The sequence below is a fragment of the Neisseria sp. P0020.S003 genome (assembly GCF_051957095.1).
Classification (GTDB): domain Bacteria; phylum Pseudomonadota; class Gammaproteobacteria; order Burkholderiales; family Neisseriaceae; genus Neisseria; species Neisseria subflava.
The window spans coordinates 1-19,497 of sequence record NZ_JBQCWU010000023.1 but is presented as its reverse complement, the minus strand read 5'-3'; the positions used below and the strand labels follow the sequence as shown (position 1 = coordinate 19,497).

18 protein-coding genes and 2 pseudogenes are annotated in these 19,497 nt (G+C 49.2%); 11 read left to right on the top strand and 9 right to left on the bottom strand.

Going from position 1 to position 19,497, the window contains the following annotated elements; all coding sequences use genetic code 11:
- The first annotated feature begins 61 nt into the window (after positions 1-61).
- Positions 62-445 carry a hypothetical protein gene (locus tag ACTHTQ_RS10170; protein WP_004518967.1) on the top strand — a complete coding sequence of 128 codons (384 nt, stop codon included), beginning with the start codon at positions 62-64 and terminating at the stop codon, positions 443-445.
- A 20-nt stretch (positions 446-465) separates the two neighbouring features.
- On the opposite strand, the pseudogene ACTHTQ_RS10165 reads toward ACTHTQ_RS10170, so the two are convergent.
- Positions 466-995 (bottom strand): annotated as a pseudogene (locus tag ACTHTQ_RS10165) (IS1595 family transposase); the annotation flags it as partial.
- A 218-nt stretch (positions 996-1,213) separates the two neighbouring features.
- On the opposite strand from ACTHTQ_RS10165, the gene ACTHTQ_RS10160 reads away from it, so the two are divergent.
- The gene (locus ACTHTQ_RS10160; RefSeq protein WP_004518970.1) at positions 1,214-1,480 is read left to right on the top strand and encodes a SemiSWEET family transporter; all 267 of its coding nucleotides are present in this window, start codon (positions 1,214-1,216) and stop codon (positions 1,478-1,480) included.
- 149 nt (positions 1,481-1,629) lie between these two features.
- On the opposite strand, the gene mgtE is transcribed toward ACTHTQ_RS10160, so the two are convergent.
- From mgtE to ACTHTQ_RS10145, 3 genes are all read right to left on the bottom strand, one after another.
- Positions 1,630-3,102, bottom strand: a complete 1,473-nt coding sequence (gene mgtE / locus ACTHTQ_RS10155) for a magnesium transporter (RefSeq protein ID WP_254323591.1) — start codon at positions 3,100-3,102, stop codon at positions 1,630-1,632.
- 61 nt (positions 3,103-3,163) lie between these two features.
- A complete protein-coding gene (locus tag ACTHTQ_RS10150) occupies positions 3,164-3,364 on the bottom strand; it encodes a hypothetical protein (RefSeq protein ID WP_440363840.1) in 201 nt (66 codons plus the stop codon).
- Positions 3,345-4,238 carry a LysR family transcriptional regulator gene (locus ACTHTQ_RS10145; RefSeq protein ID WP_440363839.1) on the bottom strand — a complete coding sequence of 298 codons (894 nt, stop codon included), beginning with the start codon at positions 4,236-4,238 and terminating at the stop codon, positions 3,345-3,347. The genes ACTHTQ_RS10150 and ACTHTQ_RS10145 overlap by 20 nt, the downstream gene beginning before the upstream one ends.
- 14 nt (positions 4,239-4,252) lie before the next feature.
- Between ACTHTQ_RS10145 and ACTHTQ_RS10140 the strand changes: the two genes are divergently transcribed.
- Positions 4,253-4,726 (top strand): CidA/LrgA family protein, encoded by a 474-nt coding sequence (locus ACTHTQ_RS10140; RefSeq protein WP_440363838.1) that lies wholly within the window; start codon positions 4,253-4,255, stop codon positions 4,724-4,726.
- A 15-nt stretch (positions 4,727-4,741) separates the two neighbouring features.
- Positions 4,742-5,437: an LrgB family protein gene (locus ACTHTQ_RS10135; protein ID WP_440363837.1), complete on the top strand. Its 696-nt coding sequence runs from the start codon at positions 4,742-4,744 to the stop codon at positions 5,435-5,437.
- A 79-nt stretch (positions 5,438-5,516) separates the two neighbouring features.
- Here ACTHTQ_RS10135 and ACTHTQ_RS10130 read toward each other — a convergent pair whose 3' ends face one another.
- Both ACTHTQ_RS10130 and ACTHTQ_RS10125 read right to left on the bottom strand, forming a co-directional pair.
- On the bottom strand, positions 5,517-5,609 hold the full coding sequence (locus ACTHTQ_RS10130) for a methionine/alanine import family NSS transporter small subunit (protein WP_036472778.1): 93 nt from the start codon (positions 5,607-5,609) through the stop codon (positions 5,517-5,519).
- Complete coding sequence (locus ACTHTQ_RS10125) at positions 5,609-7,144, bottom strand: sodium-dependent transporter (RefSeq protein ID WP_440363836.1); 1,536 nt, start codon at positions 7,142-7,144, stop codon at positions 5,609-5,611. The genes ACTHTQ_RS10130 and ACTHTQ_RS10125 overlap by 1 nt, the downstream gene beginning before the upstream one ends.
- A 776-nt stretch (positions 7,145-7,920) precedes the next feature.
- Between ACTHTQ_RS10125 and gap the strand changes: the two genes are divergently transcribed.
- The 7 genes and pseudogenes from gap to ACTHTQ_RS10090 form a co-directional block, all read left to right on the top strand.
- A complete protein-coding gene (gap, locus tag ACTHTQ_RS10120) occupies positions 7,921-8,949 on the top strand; it encodes a type I glyceraldehyde-3-phosphate dehydrogenase (RefSeq protein WP_440363835.1) in 1,029 nt (342 codons plus the stop codon).
- Positions 8,950-9,049: 100 nt separating this feature from the next.
- Positions 9,050-11,257, top strand: a complete 2,208-nt coding sequence (gene uvrD, locus ACTHTQ_RS10115) for a DNA helicase II (protein ID WP_440363834.1) — start codon at positions 9,050-9,052, stop codon at positions 11,255-11,257.
- A gap of 106 nt (positions 11,258-11,363) precedes the next feature.
- Positions 11,364-11,717 carry a hypothetical protein gene (locus ACTHTQ_RS10110; protein ID WP_283121354.1) on the top strand — a complete coding sequence of 118 codons (354 nt, stop codon included), beginning with the start codon at positions 11,364-11,366 and terminating at the stop codon, positions 11,715-11,717.
- Complete coding sequence (locus ACTHTQ_RS10105) at positions 11,663-12,385, top strand: type IV secretory system conjugative DNA transfer family protein (RefSeq protein ID WP_241479531.1); 723 nt, start codon at positions 11,663-11,665, stop codon at positions 12,383-12,385. Before ACTHTQ_RS10110 ends, ACTHTQ_RS10105 begins: the two co-directional genes overlap by 55 nt.
- 155 nt (positions 12,386-12,540) lie before the next feature.
- Positions 12,541-13,023, top strand: coding sequence for a DUF6636 domain-containing protein (locus ACTHTQ_RS10100; protein ID WP_065425404.1), 483 nt, complete (start codon positions 12,541-12,543; stop codon positions 13,021-13,023).
- Positions 13,024-13,089: 66 nt separating this feature from the next.
- Positions 13,090-13,914, top strand: coding sequence for a CHAP domain-containing protein (locus ACTHTQ_RS10095; protein ID WP_049329746.1), 825 nt, complete (start codon positions 13,090-13,092; stop codon positions 13,912-13,914).
- A 243-nt stretch (positions 13,915-14,157) separates the two neighbouring features.
- Positions 14,158-14,850: pseudogene (locus tag ACTHTQ_RS10090) on the top strand (IS110 family transposase); the annotation flags it as partial.
- 835 nt (positions 14,851-15,685) lie between these two features.
- Here the strand turns inward: ACTHTQ_RS10090 and ACTHTQ_RS10085 are convergent.
- From ACTHTQ_RS10085 to ACTHTQ_RS10075, 3 genes are all read right to left on the bottom strand, one after another.
- Positions 15,686-16,531, bottom strand: coding sequence for a hypothetical protein (locus tag ACTHTQ_RS10085; RefSeq protein ID WP_440363833.1), 846 nt, complete (start codon positions 16,529-16,531; stop codon positions 15,686-15,688).
- Positions 16,532-16,548: 17 nt separating this feature from the next.
- On the bottom strand, positions 16,549-18,576 hold the full coding sequence (uvrB, locus tag ACTHTQ_RS10080) for an excinuclease ABC subunit UvrB (protein WP_440363832.1): 2,028 nt from the start codon (positions 18,574-18,576) through the stop codon (positions 16,549-16,551).
- A gap of 235 nt (positions 18,577-18,811) precedes the next feature.
- On the bottom strand, positions 18,812-19,225 hold the full coding sequence (locus ACTHTQ_RS10075) for a type IV pilin protein (protein WP_440363849.1): 414 nt from the start codon (positions 19,223-19,225) through the stop codon (positions 18,812-18,814).
- Positions 19,226-19,497 lie beyond the last annotated feature (272 nt).

The following is a 19,497-nucleotide window of genomic DNA, read 5'->3' as shown; positions in this document are numbered from 1 at the left end:
CAAAATGAGTGCCATATTGGCGCCCCACATTCGGAGACCCAACCCATGAAAAAAATTTCTCTTGTTAGCCGCCCTTCCCTTACTGTTTACCACTTATTCAAATGCCGCCACGCCTAAAGCGGAAGCTTCAAAACCAGCTTCGGCACACAAACAAACCAAGCAGCGTTTTTCCGGCAAAATCACCGGCTATCAAACCGCCGAGCATTTGTTCTCCGTACGCAAGGGCGACCGCCTGCGCATCAGTAAAACCGGCAGCCCTAACGCCTATTTCAACGTATGGGCACCCAAAGACGATGAAGCCGTATTTAACGGTTCGGCACAAGGCGATAAATTTGACGGTATCGCTACCCAATCGGGCAAATATAAAGTGCAGGTCTATATGATGCGCGCCCAAGCCCGCCGTAACACTACTGCCCATTACGCCGTAAACGTCATCAAAAACTAAGGGGCTGACGTAGATTAGCCCTAAATTCCACACCAATCTCGCAGGATTTTAAGCTGTTGAGACGGTGTGCCGAAGTTAAATCGAAATTCGCATTCTTTCAAGAACAGCGGGAAAGATTTGCGATCGATTCCGTTGTATTTTCGCAAGAAACGTTTTGCCTGATTCCAAAAATTCTCAATGCCGTTAATGTGGTTCTGACGGTCGACAAATTCCTTGGAATGGTTGATGCGGTAATGGATAAAACCGCTCACGTCCAACTTATCATAGCTGCTCAGGCTATCCGTGTAAACAATGCTGTCCGGCATGATTTTCTTTTTGATGACAGGGAATAACGTTTCAGACTTGGCATTATCCACCACAACGGTATAGACCCGTCCGTTGCGTTTCAGAATGCCGAAGACAACCACTTTTCCTGCCGCACCTCGACCACGTCTGCCTTTACGCTGTCCGCCGAAATAGCTTTCGTCCAGCTCGACAGAGCCCTCGAAAACCTCATCGGCAGCCAAGGCCAAATGATGGATGATGACATACATATTTTGCGGTAGAATAGAGTTATTTATCCTGCGACTAGGTAGAAGGCGCGGAAAGTCCGGCAGAACTGGTCAGCCTGATTGAAAGCGGCGACTACGAAGCCCTGCTTGCCGAAGATTCGGACGAACATGGCCAAGGCCACGAACATCATTGCGGCTGCGGCTGTTCCCTCGGCTGAGTCAGCCTGCCCATATTATCTACCGCCTCGATTTTCATATTAAAAGGAGACTTACCAGCATGATAAGCAAAGCAAAATTCAATACCGTTGTCGGCAGCATAGGAGCGGCAATAGGTATTTTCGTATTTGTCGCCTATATCCCCCAAATTATCGCCAATATGCAAGGGGCAAAGGCGCAGCCGTGGCAACCCCTGTTTGCAGCAGTATCCTGTCTGATTTGGGTTTTGTACGGTTGGAGCAAAGAACCCCGGAAAGACTGGATTCTGATTATACCCAACGCAGTCGGCGTGATATTGGGATTTCTGACTTTTCTGACTTCGCTTTAAACAAGGGGCTAATCTACGTCAGCCCCAAAACTAAACGCCCTCATGATGTAAAGCTTTAAAAAACAGCAAAGGCCGTCTGAAAATTGAAATTTCAGACGGCCTTTTAAACGGTTTGAAAAGGACGTATCGAACACGTCTTTTTTTTCCTATTACAACAGGAACATGGTTGCTAATCCCAAGAAAATCAGGAAGCCGCCGGAGTCGGTAACCGCGGTAATCAGCACCGAGCTGCCCAATGCCGGGTCGCGTCCGGCTTTGTCCATCATGACGGGAATGAGGACGCCGACGGTCGCGGCCAGCAAAAGGTTCAAGGTCATCGCGGCCACCATGACCAAACCGATGCCGATGTTGCCGTAGAGCAGCCATGAAATCACGCCCATTACCGTGCCCCAAATAATGCCGTTGACGAGGGCGACGCCGACTTCTTTTTTCAGCAGGCGGCCTGCCTGCGTACTGGTCATTTGCCCCATCGCCATGGCGCGGACAATCATGGTGATGGTTTGGTTGCCGGAGTTGCCGCCGATACCGGCGACGATGGGCATCAGTGCGGCCAGTGCGACGATTTTCTCGATACTACCTTCAAATGCGCCAATCACGCGGCTGGCGATAAAGGCGGTACACAGGTTGATGGCGAGCCACATCCAGCGGTTTTTCACCGAGTCCCAAATCGGGGCGAATAAATCCTCTTCTTCTTGCAAACCAGCCATGTTAAACATGTCGGCTTCGGATTCTTCACGAATCACGTCCACCATTTCGTCAATGGTGATCCTGCCGATCAGCTTTTTGTTTTCATCGACAACCGGCGCGGTTACCAAGTCATAACGTTCAAACGCCTGCGCCGCTTCTTCCACGTCGTCTTCCGGACGGAAGCGTACGACTTCGGTGGCCATCACGTCTGCCACCATGTCTTCGGGGTCGGCGACCAAGAGTTTGCGGATGGGCAGCACGCCTTGCAACACGTCGTTTTCATCGACCACGAAAATCTTGTCGGTATGGTCGGGCAGGCTGTCGAAGCGGCGCAAATAGCGCAACACGACCTCACACGTCACATCGGCGCGGATGCTGACCAATTCAAAGTCCATAATCGCGCCGACTTGGTTGTCTGCGTAAGACATCGCCGCTTTGACCTGCTCACGCTCTTCTTCATCACGCGTTTGCAACGCTTCGTACACCACTTGGTGCGGCAAGTCGTCTGCCAGTTCTGCCAATTCGTCTGCGTCCAAATCATCGACGGCGGCCAACAGCTCGTCTTTGTCCATGGACTCGATCAGCATTTCGCGCACGGAGTCGGATACTTCCAGCAAGACTTCGCCGTCGTCTTCAGGGGCGACCAAAAGCCAAACGATGTTACGCTCGCGCGGTGGCAGGGATTCCAAGACGGCGGCCACGTCGGCAGGGTGCAACTCGGCCAAGAGGACGGTCAGCTCGGTAAACTTGTCGCGCAGGCTTTCATCTTCAATCGGCACACCTGCTTCGATTTGTTCAAAGGCCGGCTCGAGGACTTCGCATAAGGCGTGGATGCGGTCGATATCGTCAGAGATGCGATCGTCAGAAATGCGGTCTTCTACCACATCATTGTCGGGGGTATTGTCGAGATTCGGAGGGGTTTGTTCGATGCTCATAAATGCTCCGCCCGCCGGACGCGGGAAGGCATTTCGGCGGGATGATTATTGTTGTTGTGTATCAGATGGGAAGTTCAAAGGCAAACTGGGAAGGTCCATAATTCAAGCCTACTGAGAGGCGAAGAGTTGTAAACAGTGCATATTCTACTCTTTTTTGGGCCGTTTTACCATTTTTAACGGGAAAGGCCGTCTGAAATCGGATGATATCAATCCCCTTTTTCAGACGGCCTGATGATTTGATTTTATTTGTTCCGCCTGCCAAACGCTTCCCTGACCACGTCCAACCAAGCCCTTAAGGCCGGCGTCGGGCGTTGGTGTTTTTTCCATGCCATGGTGAGCTGCCAGCGGATTTCAGGTTCGACCAAAGGAATGGCGGCAAAGACATCGGGATTGATTTTTCGGGCATAGTATTCGGGCAACAAGGCAATGCCCATATTGTGCGCCACCATGTCGTCGACCAAATTCCATTGTCCGGTACGGCAGACAACGTTGGGCGTAAAACCTTGATTGCGGCAGGCCGTCTGAATGGTTTCATTGAGGGAAAAACCTGCACCGAAAAGGATGAAGGGCTCGTATTGCAGGCTTTTAAGCGTCAGCGCATCGTGTCTCGCCCGATTCTTCGGCATCAAGACAACCAGCGGATAGTCGCACAAAGTGATGCTGTCGAAGTCTTCGTGAACCGGCGCGAGCAGTTGTCCGGCATCGAGTTCGTTGTTGCGCAGGGATTGCTCGATGGCGAGTGAGCCTTGTTCCAAAAACGACAATTCGATGTCCGGCCATTTTTGGTGGAAATCAAACAGCGCATGACTGAGCAAATCGCTGCCAAACAAAGCCAAACCCAAACGCAGCGTCCCACTTTTGACATGGCGGTAATCGTCAATGCGGGCAAGCAGCAAATCGCGTTCGTGCAAAAGGTTTAAAGCGTGGCGATAGACTTCTTCACCAATTGCGGTCGGCTGCACCTGCCGCTTTTTGCGTCCGTTTTCTTTGCACAAAAGCGGTACGCCCAATTCCTCTTCCAAAGCCTGAATGATTTTGCTGACCGTCGGTTGCGTAACGTTCAACGCAGAAGCGGTGACCGAAAAACTTTGCAGGCGGATGAGTTCGGCAAAACAATGCAGGCTTTTAAAATCCATTATTCCTCTAAGGCATGATTATTCATTTAATAATTCATATTATGCAGAAACCAGGTTTCTATAATCGAGCCTTTCATTCAACACACACCGGCATCATGGACTCCCTCACCAGATTTTTTCAGACGGCCTTGCAACTTGCCATCATCGGCGCGGTATGGGGCGTTTCCGAACTCATCGTCCGCTTCACGCATCTGCCTGTTTCTTCAGGCGTATTAGGCCTCTTTCTCATGCTCGCCCTGTTAGGCTGCCGCATTATCCGCCCCGGCATGGTCGAACACGGCGCCAAATGGGCATTGGGCGAACTCGTCTTTTTCTTCATTCCCATCATGGTTTCCGTCTTGCAATATCAAGACTTGCTGATGTCCGAAGGTTGGCAGCTGATTTTGACCATCGCCGTCGGCACCGCGCTTGTGATGATCAGCACCGCCCTCACCCTCGACTTCTGCTACTGCTGGAAACGCCGCCTCTACAAAAAACTCCACTCCTAAAAATAGAGAATAAAAATGGACTACACCGCCCTCGCCTGCTTCATCTGGACTTGTTTCGCCTACGTCGTCGCCAAAAAAATCCACCGCAAAAAACCCTTAATGATTTTCTCCCCCGTCGTTACCGTCTCCGTCAGCACCATCCTCCTGCTGCTGGCATTCGGCATCAGCTACGACACCTACCACAAATACACCCAAGGCATCGTCTTCCTGCTCACTCCTGTTACCGTTGCCTTTGCCGTCCCCATCTATGAAAACCGCGAAGTCATCCGCCGCCAACTGCCTATTTTGTCCATCGCCATTATGGTGGGCATGTTTGTCGGCGTAGTCAGCGCATTCCTCATGAGCCATATGTTCCACTTCAACAACGAAGTAACCAACAGCCTGATGGCGCGTTCCATCTCCACCCCGTTTGCCGTCGTCCTTGCCAGCGAAATTCACGGCTCCGCCTCGCTCGTTTCCCTGTTCACCATCATCACCGGCTTTGTCGGCATGATATTCGGCGATCTGTTTTTAGCCTTCACCCGCATCCGCTTCCGTACCGCCAACGGCGTGGCATTCGGCAATGCCGCCCACGGCTTCGGCACATCGCGCGCCGGACAACGCCACGAAACCGAAGGCGTCATGGCCAGCCTGACCATGATTTTGGCCGGACTGTTCATGGTATTGTTTGGCCCGACCATGGTGCATTTGGTGGTTTGGATGATGGGTTAACCTTTTCTCCATTCTTGCCGATACATAAAAAGGCCGTCTGAAAAATGACTTTCAGACGGCCTTTTCATTTGCTCAAACCTTATTCTTTAGGCAGGCGCAGGACGGAGACGATGAATCCGCCCCAAATGACGATCAATGCGACAAGCATCATAATAATGGCTGAAGTACTCATTATTCGTCTCCTTCACGTTCGTGTTCATGTTCGTCTTTGACGTTGAAGTTCTGACCATGTTTCCATGGCAAGAACGACAGCAGGACAGACAATACCAAGAGAGCGCCCACCATGCCCCAACCAAAGATATTGAGGAAGCTGTCAGGATAGCCGCTGTAATTCTCTTTTAAGAGGCCGGCGGTATCTTGATAAAGCATATAGCCGAGCATAGCGACGGTAACCACCACGCTGGCAGTCCACACTTTACCGACACGGATGGAAGACAGCGCGTTCAAGTGGTTGCGCAGTTCCGGCAGCTTGTGCAACAGGACAATCGCCAAAACATAAATAAAACCGGAAGCCACAATGCCGTAGGTATTGATGAATTTATCCAATACGTCCAACACAGGCAGGCCGGTGGTCGTACCGAACAGCAAGGTAGAAATAATCGCCATTGGCACGCCTGCAATCAGAGTCGCGCTGACACGGCCGATGTTCATTTTGTCTTGAATCGCGGCCACAATCACTTCAACGATGGAAATCATGGAAGTTACACCGGCAAACACCAGCGAGCCAAAGAACAACACGCCGATCAACGCGCCCATAGGGGCTTGGTTGATGATGGTCGGGAACGCGATAAACGCCAAGCCGATACCGCTGGATGCCACTTCGCTGACTTCCTTGCCTGCGGCTTGAGCCATAAAGCCCAATGCGGCAAATACGCCGATACCGGCGAGTAACTCAAAGCTGCTGTTGGCAAAGCCGACAACCAAGCCTGTGCCGCCCAAGTCGGTTTTTTTCTTCAGGTAAGAAGAATAAGTAATCATGATGCCGAAGCAGATGGAGAGCGAGAAGAAAATCTGGCCATATGCGGCTACCCAGACTTTCGGATCTGCCAAACGGCCCCAGTCAGGCGTAAACAAAGCGTCCAAACCTTTTGCCGCACCCGGCAGGGTCAGGGCGATGCCCACCATAATGACAAACATCACCACCAACAAAGGCATGAAGAATGTGGATGCACCGGCTACACCTTTTTGTACGCCCAAAGCCATAATCGCCAGCGTAAACACCCACACGGCAATCAGCGGGCCGGCAACTTTACCGACAAAGTCCAAGCCCAAGTCTTTGGCATCGGCCATTTGCAGGAAGTCTTTGAAGAAGAAGGTCTGCGGATCCACACCCCATGCCGAAGTCAAAGAATAATAGGCATAGCTTGCCGCCCAGCCGACAATCACGGCGTAGTAGATACAGATGATGACGTTGGTCAGGAAGTTCCACCAACCCATCGGCTCAAACAAACGGCCGAGGCGGCGGAAGGCCAGAGGAGGCGAGCCGCGGTAACGGTGGCCGATGGCATAGTCGAGCAGCAACAGTGGAATACCTGCCGTCAACAGCGCAACCAAGTAAGGGAGGATGAAAGCACCGCCGCCGTTGTCGAAAGCGATGTAAGGAAATCGCCAAATGTTGCCTAAGCCCACGGCCGAGCCGATGGCAGCAAACATAAAGGCGCGGCGACTGCTAAACGTCGCGCGTTCGCTGGATTGAGAATTTGACACGATGAACCTCTTAAAAGTCGAGTGTCGCCAAGGCCGTTCAGCCTTGCGCGTATATATTTAGGAATCAGGCCGGACAAGCCGGTCGGTTAAAGTAGATATTCGGATAAGGATAATATCCGGTATAGAGGATGCACCGCTTATGGCCATGCAAACATAATCTGACCTTATCGTAAAAAAATTTAACAGTGTTGACAAGTCAGTATTGAATTTAAATCACAAGCAAAATCTTCATACACTACGACTAAAACCTTCATACACTTATTTGTATAACACCGAAACACAGCACAATCCCTCCGTTTCCCCTCCCTTGCTCCGACCATTTCCCCTTTGCTAAAAACCGCCCTCCCCTTATCCAGCAAGGAAAAGCAGGAATCCAAGGCGTTTAAATTCCATGTCATCAAAAATGTTCAGACGGCCTTTTACTTTTGCTCCATCAAACCCGGGCCGTCTGAAAATTACACTGTTGTATGTTGTAATCAAAAGCCACACTCAAATTCTGTTTAATATAAACAAAAACAATCCGCCTCTTCCCGTTTTCTTCATTACCATGATTTAAAACGAGCATAAAACACTAAAAACAGAATTAATAAAAAATAAAATTTCAAAAAATATACAATAACAATAAATTCAAACCCATATTCCTACTCTAATCATCTACAATCAAAAATAATCGAACCTAAAAATTTCAATAAAACATTAATTACACAACACTACAATTTTGCTATAATTGCCACCATTCGCTCCATAACCCAAAACCCAAAAGAAGAGGAAAAGCCATGGGTATCAAAGTTGCCATCAACGGTTACGGCCGTATCGGCCGCCAAGTAGTGCGCGCTATTTTTGACTACAAACTGCAAGACCAACTCGACATCGTTGCCATCAATGCCAGTGGCAGCATCGAGACCAATGCTCACCTGACCAAATTCGACACTGTTCACGGCCGCTTCAACTATGAAGTTTCCCACGATGAGAAACACCTCATCATCGACGGTAAAAAAATCCCTTACTTCTCTACCCGCAACCCAGCCGAATTGCCATGGGGCGAATTGGGCGTTGACCTGGTAATGGAATGTACCGGTGCGTTCACCAGCAAAGAGAAAGCCAAAATCCACTTGGAAAGCGGCGCGAAAAAAGTGCTGATTTCCGCTCCCGGCGGCGATGACGTTGACGCAACCATCGTTTACGGCGTAAACGACGACGTAATTACCGACGACATGACCGTTATCTCCAACGCATCTTGTACCACCAACTGCCTGGCACCTGTTGCCAAAGTGTTGAACGAAAACATCGGTATCGTAAACGGCGTGATGACCACCATCCACGCGCTGACCAACGACCAAACCGTAACCGACGTACGCCACAAAGACCTGCGCCGTGCGCGTAGCGGCGTGGAAAACATGATTCCGACCAAAACCGGCGCTGCAAAAGCCGTCGGTTTGGTATTGCCGGACCTGAAAGGCAAACTCGACGGCCTCGCCATCCGCGTACCGACCGTCAACGTTTCCCTGGTTGACCTGAGCTTCCAAGCAGGCCGCGACACTTCTGCCGAAGAAATCAACGCGCTGATGAAAGCCGCTTCCGAAGAAGGCCGTCTGAAAGGTGTATTGGCCTACAATACCCTGCCATTGGTTTCCATGGACTTCAACCACACTACCCAAGCCAGCACATTCGACTCTACGCTGACCAAAGTCACCGCAGGCAAAATGGTTAAAGTGTTCGCATGGTACGACAACGAGTGGGGCTTCAGCTGCCAAATGCTGAACACCGCGCGCCGTATGTTCGGTTTGGAAGTACGTCCGTTCTAATCGGCTTCCAACACAAAGGCCGTCTGAAACATCTTTTCAGACGGCCTTTTGTATTTCCTTTAAAATATCGCATTCCCATTTATTTTCAGACGGCCTCTTCATGTTTCCCAACGAATCCGCCCCCAATCTGCTGCAAGGCTTGAATCCCGAACAACTTTCCGCCGTAACCTGGCCGCCGCAATCCGCCCTCGTTTTGGCGGGCGCGGGCAGCGGCAAAACGCGCGTGCTGACCACGCGCATCGCATGGCTTTTGCAAACCGGTCAGGCGAGTGTACACAGCATTATGGCGGTAACGTTTACCAACAAAGCTGCCAAAGAAATGCAAACCCGACTCGGCGCGATGATTCCCATCAACGTCCGCGCCATGTGGCTCGGCACGTTCCACGGTCTCTGCCATCGCTTTTTACGGCTGCACCACCGCGATGCCGGTTTGCCGTCCTCCTTTCAAATCCTCGACAGCGGCGACCAGCTTTCCCTCATCAAACGCCTGCTCAAAAGCCTCAACATCGCCGAAGAAATCATCGCACCGCGTTCGCTGCAAGGCTTTATCAACGCGCAAAAAGAATCCGGTTTGCGCGCTTCCGTGTTGAGCGCGCCCGACCCGCACACAAGCCGCATGATCGAATGCTACGCCGAATACGACAAAATCTGCCAACGCGAAGGCGTGGTCGATTTCGCCGAACTCATGCTCCGCAGCTACGAAATGCTGCAAAACAACGAAATCCTGCGCCAACATTACCAAAACCGCTTCAACCACATTCTTGTTGACGAGTTCCAAGACACCAACAAACTGCAATACGCTTGGCTCAAACTCATGGCGGGCGGCAACGCGGCGGTATTTGCCGTCGGCGACGACGACCAAAGCATCTACCGCTTCCGCGGCGCGCACGTCGGCAACATGACCGCGCTGATGGAAGAGTTCCACATCGACGCGCCCGTCAAACTCGAACAAAACTACCGCTCCGTCGGCAACATCCTCGCCGCCGCCAACGCCGTTATCGAAAACAACGACGAACGCCTCGGCAAAAACCTGCGCACCGACGCCGAAGCAGGCGACAAAATCCGCTACTACTCCGCCTTTACCGACCTCGAAGAAGCCCAATTCATCGTGGACGAAACCAAAGCCCTCGAACGCGAAGGCTGGGATTTGGACGAAATCGCCGTCCTCTACCGCAGCAACGCCCAATCCCGCGTCATTGAACAAAGCCTGTTCCGCAGCGGCATCCCCTACAAAATCTACGGCGGACTGCGCTTTTACGAACGCCAAGAAATCAAACACGCGCTCGCCTACCTGCGCCTCGCCGTCAATCCCGACGACGACAACGCTCTCTTGCGCGTCATCAACTTCCCGCCGCGCGGCATCGGCGCACGCACCGTCGAAAACCTTCAGACGGCCTCAAACGAACAAGGCATCACCCTCTGGCAGGCAGCCTGCAACGCCGGCGCAAAAGCCGCCAAAGTCGCCGCCTTCGTCCGCCTGATTGAAGCCCTACGCAACCAAGTCGGACAAATGCCCCTGCCCGAAATCATCGTCGGCATCCTCAAAGACAGCGGCCTGACCGAACACTACCAAACCCAAAAAGGCGACAACCAAGACCGCCTCGACAACCTCGACGAACTCGTCAACGCTGCCATCGAGTTCAAACCCGAAGACAGCAACTTCGAAATCCTGCCCGACAACATTTCAGACGACCCCGCCTTCCCCATCCTCGCCTTCCTAAGCAACGCCGCCCTTGAATCCGGCGAAAACCAAGCAGGCACAGGCGAAAAAGCCGTCCAACTCATGACCGTCCATGCCGCCAAAGGCTTGGAATTCAACGCCGTCTTCCTCACCGGCATGGAAGAAGGCCGCTTCCCCAGCGAAATGAGCCTTGCCGAACGCGGCGGCCTCGAAGAAGAACGCCGCCTCATGTACGTCGCCATCACCCGCGCCCGCAAACGTCTCTACATCACCATGGCGCAACAACGCATGCTGCACGGACAAACCCAATTCGGCATCGTCTCCCGCTTCGTCGAAGAAATCCCGCCCGAAGTATTGCACTACCTGTCCGTCAAAAAACCTGCCTACGACAGCTACGGCAACACGCGCCAAACCGCCACGTTCAAAGACAAAATCATCGACGACTACAAACAACCGCAAACCTACGCAGGCTTCCGCATCGGCCAAAACGTCCGCCACGCCAAATTCGGCACCGGCGTCATCATCGATGCCGTGGACAAAGGCGAATCCGCCCGACTGACCATCAACTTCGGCAAACAGGGCGTGAAAGAGTTGGACACCAAGTTTGCGAAATTGGAAGAGATGTAGAGACTAGAAGGCTTGGAATGATAAAGGCCGTCTGAAACCCGTAGAATGGGCTTTGCCCAAGAATCAAAAACAAAATTTCAGACGACTTCTTTTACCCAGCATTGTCGTGGACAAAGCCCACGCTACAATGCACATTGACGAGGCGAAAGGCCGTCTGAAAACTAGATTTCAGACGGCTTTTATTCTAAAAGTTTTCAGACGACGTTTGAGATTGTCTGAAAGTTGGAAACAATGGTTTGAACAGCAAAAAACGCGTGCGTGCGTACCGCACACACCCTACACCTCGGTTTTAAAGTTTGTGCCATTCGCAGGTGGGGTGTGTGGCGCAGCCACGCACGCGGTTGGTCATGCAGGCTACGCTTGCTACCCGTCAGGTTTAAAATTTATGCCACCTGCAGGTAGGGTGTGTGGCACAGCCACGCACGCGGTTGGTCATGCAGACTACGGCTTGCTATTGTAGATGCGGCAACCAGTGCGGATGATTTTCTGCTTACCGATGTACGCAAACAAAAGATGACTATCTATATCGGTATCCAACCAAACAAACTGGCTGAAGCCCGATTAATCATTAATCTATTCTTTAGCCAACTGATTAACCTTAATACCAAAGAACTTCCTCAAAGCAATAAGGAATTGCGGTATCAGTGCCTTTTATTGATGGATGAATTTACTTCCATAGGTGCTGTAGATATTATTGCCAAATCAGTCAGTTATATCGCAGGTTACAACATTAGGCTGTTTCCGATCATTCAATCTTTAGCCCAATTAGATTCTGTATATGGAAAAGAAGTAAGCCGGACTATGGTAACCAACCATGCCTTGCAAATCCTCTACACCCCGCGGGAGCAACAAGATGCAGTGGATTACTCGGAAATGCTCGGTTATACATCAGTAAAAAAATCCAATGTAACTAAAGGCAGGGAGAAAAGTGTCAGTATTGGTGACGAACGTCGGGCATTGATGCTTCCACAAGAATTAAAGGCAATGCCGGAAGATAAAGAGATTTTCGTGTATGAGGGTCTATCCCATCCTGTGATGTGTGAAAAAATCCGCTATTATAAAGATAGTTCGTTTACAAAACGATTACAGGGCAAGATTAAAGTGCCTAGATTAAACGTATCTGCTTAACCATATAATTTCTATGAAATATTTAAGGCCGTCTAAAACCGTATCCCGATACAGTTTCAGACGGCCTACAAAGTGCGGTCAATTTTAGCCGTGTTTTTCATTTTAAGGATTTATTGCTACAATGCTACAAAATCACAGCTACTCAAGGAGTTATTATGCAATATAAAAAATTACTCATTATCCCAACTATTGCATTTTCTATTTTTTCGGCAGGTTGTACAGTGAATGCAAAAGAGCCTGTTTCTACAATAAACGATTCATATATGAATGAAACAACGAACTACAAATTTAACTTTCGTGCTGCCAATGGCACAATTTATTGTGGAGCAGAAAGTCAGCTTGAAGATGCAGAAGTAATAGGCGTAGAGTGTTTTACCCGAATTGAGAATGAGCCGATTTTGCCACGCGGTGAGTGTGAATTGGAATGGGGTGAATCGTTTTTTGTGGGACAAAATGGAAAAGCCAGTCTGGTTTGTAGTAGCGATTTTCCATTTAACCCTAGGGCAACAATATTAAAATCAGGGGAAAGTATTAAAGGTGATGGTTGGCAATGCACAGCAAGCGAATCAACGCTAACTTGTACTAACCGTGATAAACATGGCTTTAAAATCAACAAACAGTCACAGGAATTATTTTAATCCCTAAAAATCATCAGGTAGCCGTTGTATTATTTAGATTTCAACCATTATTTCAAAGGAATGAAAATGGCAGCAAATGAATTTAAAGTAAGCAATCAAGAAAATTTGAAAGAATATATTAAAGATCAAGTAATTAATGATTATATTGAAAACTTAAGGAAATATAACGGCTATACAGAAAAAGGCAAAGACATAACCATTTTTGGTGCGCACTATGGACTACAAGGACAATTTTGGTGCGATATGTATGTTGATTATGTTATGGAAGAATCTTTTGGTAAACAAAATGCAAGACAAATGATTGGGGGATTTTCTGCAAGAACAGAAAATAGTAAAAATAATTATCAAAAAATTGGGGGGTGGAATGATTCGGCAAATTATACACCCCAAAAGGGAGACCAGATTTTTTTCCTCTTACCTACAAAAGACAAAACTAGAACTGTTAATCATACTGGCGTTGTTACCGATGTGGATTTGGAAAAAGGGATTGTTTACACGATAGAAGGAAATACAAGTGCCAAACCAGGCGATCGTTCTGGAACAACTGTCAGAGAAAAACAATATAATTTAAATCATCCTTCAATTAAGGGGTATGGCACGCCTAATTGGGATATTGAAATTAAGGACAGATTAGATAATTTAGAACAAAACGAAAATACAAAAGAAAACAACTCTCCAGCCGATAAACTCCAAGCCCTTATTCAAGGTTTGAAAAACGACACCGACGGCACATTTGCCACCAAAGCCTTGGCAGAAAATCCCGATGTAGTGGCAAATTTCCGTGCCGAACAGGCAGAAGCCTTAAAAGAAAACCGCCAGCAGCAAGAAACCGCCCAAAATACGCCGCAAATGCAAGAAGAACGCAGCTATGGCGGTAGGTCGTTCGGTTGATTTAACAGATTATAGGGAATGCTGATAAAGCATTCCTTTTGTTTTATTTTTTCTTTAAGAAAGCGATTCATGGATAACAATGAAATTGAGCGTGCGCACAAACTTTTGCTCGAGACGGCGGATGGTTATGGCGCAATTCAAGCAAAACAGCAATAAAATTGTTCAAAATCTTCAAGAAAAATTGGACAAATCCCTTTACGAACAACGTGAAATGATTACGGATATGGTTCGTTCCAGCGTTATGCACGAACCGATGCCAAAGATGCCCAAATGCTCGCCTTCTTCGCACAGATGACGGCACAGAAAGAAGGTTGGCAAACCATGCTCTACCACCCGCCCACCGAAGCGGAAGAAGTGTTGGAAGCATTGGTTAACCGCCGCAACCAACTGGTGGATATGCGGACTGCCGAGAAAAACCGTCTGCATCAGGTTCACGAAACGCAAGTCGAAAGCGTCAAACAACTGATTGCCCATTTTGACCGGCTGATTGACGAATTAGACAAACAAATTGACGAGCACACCCACACGCATTTTGACGGCAAAGCCCAAGTGGCGGAGCAAATCAAAGGCATCGGTTCGATAACAACGGCTACATTGATGGCGATGCTGCCCGAATTGGGACGGCTGAACCATAAACGGCTGGCGAGTCTGGTCGGTATTGCCCCACACCCGAGGGAGAGCGGGGAAACCAAATTCAAAAGCCGCTGCTTCGGCGGAAGGTCTGCGGTGCGTAAGGCATTGTATATGGCTACCGTGGTAGCGACACGTTTTGAACCGCTTATTCGGGATTTCTACCAACGCCTGCTGTCCAAGGGTAAGCCGTATAAGGTTGCCGTTACGGCATGTATGCGCAAACTGCTGACGATATTGAATGCCCGTATGCGTGATTACTTTGCCGGGAACGGTATCACCGAAAACGGTATCCGAACGGCTTGATTTGAGTTTTGGTATTTTTGCCCGACGGGGTGAAAAATACAGTTGCTACGCTTGCTGATAGAATCCCGTCGCATATTAAAATTTCCATCTTTTTTTAAATGATGCACGCAAAAAAGTAAAATTTTATAAAATAAAACATATACATATGAATTTTGAAAACCAACGTCGGCTTTAACGTCCCTATCATAGGCAACGCATAGGTTGGGTTGGTAAATTCAACGTTTCGGAAGGTTCGGCGGTTTTGTCGGGGTTTAAACCAATCTACACCTACCGCATCATTCCCGCGCAGGCGGGAATCCAGAATGTGAAACTTGGGAAACTTTTCCCCAACAGATTCCCATGCCGACAGGCCTGGATTCCCGCCTGCGCGGGAATGACGGATTGAGGGGATTTGAGAAAATGAAAGGAACAAGGCCGTCTGAAAAGCGGTTTTAGCTTCGTTGAAACTGTGCTTTCAGACGGCCTTTAACATGCGTACGATTACACCGCTTGAAGCGGTGAGCCGTACCTATGGGATTTTGTTGTTTGGGTGGGCTGTACAGATTTGTTTATGTATAGATTATCGGTTAATTCAAACACTGCGTGCGTACCGCACACACCCTACACGTTGGTTTTAAAGTTTGTACCGCTACAGGTAGGGTGTGTGGCGCAGCCACGCACGCGGTTGGCGGGGATACAGGCTACGGCTTGCTACGGTTGCTGAAAACTGTGAATTCGTTTTTAGGCGACCTTTGCACCAAGAGGTTTTCAGACGACGTTTGAGGTCGTCTGAAAGTTTGAAACAATGGTTTGCACGCGGTCGGTATAGATGCAGGCTAGGGCATGCTACGGTTGCTTATCGAATTCTACGGTACATATCATCTAAAATTGATCTGACTTTATTTCCCCATAAATATCTAAATAATGGATGATTTTTTATAGATGAAGGTTCATTTAAATCAATATTTGGATCTTTCTCAACTTCACGATTAATATAATAATACGCACTATTAGCTAAAACATCTGCAATTAATGTAATATCACTAATATCATCCTTAATGGTTACACTTAATCGATCAAATAATATATTTTTCATTCCATCAGGATATTCAATAGTTATTTTATTTTCTGCTTCTTTTATTATTTTCTCTTTCTCATCACGATATTTAAATCGAATTACTTTTGTCAAGGATGTAAGCATAAATAGATTATTTTTAATTTCTTTATCAAACTCTTTCAGAACACCAACATCTAATCTGTCAGTTAAAATTAGTAAATCTAGCTTCCTATTTTCCTTATATAGAGTTCTAAGATAAGCCAATACTTTGAGAAAAATTGCAAATACTAATTTTGTATGCAACCTTTCTTTGGATTCATTTTTATGAAACTCATAAAATCCCTGTACAGAAATTGCTTCATAAAACCAAACAGCCTCATTGCTTGAGAATATCTCAAATACTATTTGTCTAATTTTATTTTGGTATTCACTAGGCAGATCAGTAATATGAATTTTTTCATCTTCTTGCTTAAATTCTTGAAAATAAGATTTTGCTAGAACCTTAGCATCATTAAGCTCCGAGAATGGAATTAAATATCCTGCGATTAAACCAAACTGACCAGGAGTTTGCTCTTGCTTAGTCGAGAAACCTAGTGAACCTGACTCATCAATTACAAGAACTATATCATATTTATCATGTAGCATAATAATCCTTTCTAAAATTAGCTATTTCCAAACAACAACCCTTCCTTAATCCCACGAATCCTATCCCTCAACACAGCCGCTTCTTCAAACTGCAAATCCCTAGCCGCCTGCTGCATGGCTTTTTCCAGTTTGGCGATTTCTTTAATCGCGTCTTCTTCATTGTGGATTTCGCCGACTTTAACTTTGTTTTTGCCTTTCAGACGGCCTTTGCCGCTGTCTTCTTCGTGGTACACGCCGTCGATGATGTCTTTGACCTGTTTTTTAATCTGCTGCGGTACGATGCCGTGTTCTTCGTTGAATTTCATCTGTTTTTCGCGGCGGCGTTCGGTTTCGTCGATGGCGGCTTTCATGGAGTCGGTGATTTTGTCGGCGTACAGAATGGCGACGCCGTTCACGTTGCGCGCGGCGCGGCCTATGGTTTGAATCAGGCTGCGGTGTGAGCGCAGGAAGCCTTCTTTGTCGGCGTCGAGAATGGCGACGAGGGAGACTTCGGGGATGTCGAGGCCTTCGCGCAAGAGGTTGATGCCGACGAGTACGTCAAACAGTCCGAGCCGCAAATCTCTAATGATTTCAACGCGCTCTACGGTGTCGATGTCGCTGTGCAGGTAGCGCACTTTGATGCCGAGTTCGCTGTAATAGTCGGTGAGTTGCTCCGCCATGCGTTTGGTGAGGGTGGTAACGAGCACGCGTTCGCCTTTTTGGATGCGGTCGTTGATTTCACTCATTAAATCATCGACTTGGGTGGCGACGGGGCGGATGATGATTTTGGGGTCGACCAGCCCTGTGGGGCGGACAACTTGTTCGACCACTTGTCCGGCGTGTTCTTCTTCGTATTTGGCGGGGGTGGCGGAAACGAAGACGGTTTGCGGCATGACTTTTTCAAATTCGTGGAATTTGAGCGGGCGGTTGTCGCGGGCGGAAGGCAGGCGGAAGCCGTAGTCGACGAGGTTTTGCTTGCGCGATGCGTCGCCTTTGTACATGCCGCCGATTTGGGTAACGGTAACGTGGCTTTCGTCGATGAACATGATGGCGTTGCTTGGCAGGTAGTCCATCAGCGTGGGCGGCGGTTCGCCTTCTTTTTTGCCGGAGAAGTGGCGGGAGTAGTTTTCGATGCCTTTGCAGAAGCCCATTTCATAGAGCATTTCGAGGTCGAAGCGGGTGCGCTGCTCGATGCGTTGTTGTTCGACGGGGCGTTGTTCGCGGGCGAAAAATTCGATGCGTTCGCGCAGTTCTTCTTTGATGGATTCGCAGGCGCGCAATACGGTGTCGCGCGGGGTAACGTAGTGGCTGGACGGGAAGACGGTGTAGCGGCCGACGCGCTGGTGCAGGCTGCCTGAAAGGGGATCAAACATATCGAGGCGGTCGATTTCGTCGTCAAACAGGCTGATGCGCAAGGCGTTTTCGGAGCTTTCGGCGGGGTACACGTCAATCACGTCGCCGCGCACGCGGAAGCTGCCGCGTTTAAAGTCTAAATCGCCGCGTTCGTACTGCATGGAGACGAGTGTGGCGATGATGTCGCGCTGCTCGATAGTGTCGCCTTCTTTGACGGACAACACCATTTGTTGATATTCGGTCGGGTCGCCGATACCGTAAATGGCGGACACGGTGGCGACGATAATCACGTCGTCGCGTGTCATCAGGTTTTTGGTGGCGGAAAGGCGCATCTGCTCGATATGTTCGTTGATCGCGCTGTCTTTTTCGATGAACAAATCGCGGCTGGGCACATAGGCTTCGGGTTGGTAATAGTCGTAGTAGGAAACGAAATATTCCACTGCGTTTTCAGGGAAAAACTCGCGCATTTCGGCGTAAAGCTGGGCGGCAAGGGTTTTGTTGTGCGCCATGATGATGGCGGGGCGGCCGCTTTGGGCGATGACGTTTGCCATTGTGTAGGTTTTGCCCGAACCGGTTACGCCGAGCAGGGTTTGGTAGGCAAGACCGTCTGAAAGCCCTTCGAGCAGGCCGGCAATGGCGGTGGGCTGGTCGCCGGCAGGCGGGAAAGGTTGGTGGAGTTTGAAGGGGGAATCGGGGTATTGGATGACTTCCATAAGACGGCCTGTTTTATGTTCAGGTAAAGAGAGGATTATAACAAAGGGCCGTCTGAAAATTGATAGTGTGCCAATCTGACAAGACTAAATATTTCATCTCCTTCCTTATATTTCATCTCCTTCCTTAGCTAACTAAGGTTGGTTGTGTTAGCCGGAACAATTAAACTCCCCTCTCCCAAAATGTGTCCCCCACGTCCTTTTTTCTTTATCCGCATCCTCCCTTTCGATCAGGTTTCTATCCCGTAAAAGGCCGACACTCCGCATCATTGCCCCTAAATATCTCCTCGCCGTCCGTACAGCTGCCCTTCCCCTTCATCTTCTCGCATACCACCGCCGTCAACGACTCGTTCAAGCGCAATACCCTCGGCTCCGCCTCCCTGTCCAACGCCACTGCCTTCAGGGTAAACTTCCCCTCCAAGATCCCCTTAGCCTGGCCGCTCATCCTGATACAGAAACCGCCCGCCTCCTTCACCGGCAGCTCCGGCCACTTCGTCGACGTCAGCTTAAAGCTGCCCTTTTTCGTATAGAACTGCTCCATAAAGCGCGCATTTTCCAGCAGGGCGGCATGCGCCGCACGCAGGTTGGCCGAGCGGACCGATTCCCGGTAGGCCGTAAATGCCACCGTCGCCAATATCGAAACCAACAGCATGACCACCAACAGCTGTATCAAAGAGTAGCCCCTCTGTACAGTTGCCCTATTCCGTTTTCCATCAAATACATTTAAGTACATCTCTTTATTTCCTTTATCTTTTATATCCTCATCCGACAAGAGGCTATCCATTTATCCCTTTACTCAATGTAAAGTCTCCATTTGTCCAGGTCTTCATTCCCGGCCCCATACAAAGCCGCCCGTCAGCCCGAACCGGCAAGCGGTTCGGCCTCGGGGCGGCGTCTACGGCAGTTAACCGTCAGGCTTATTTT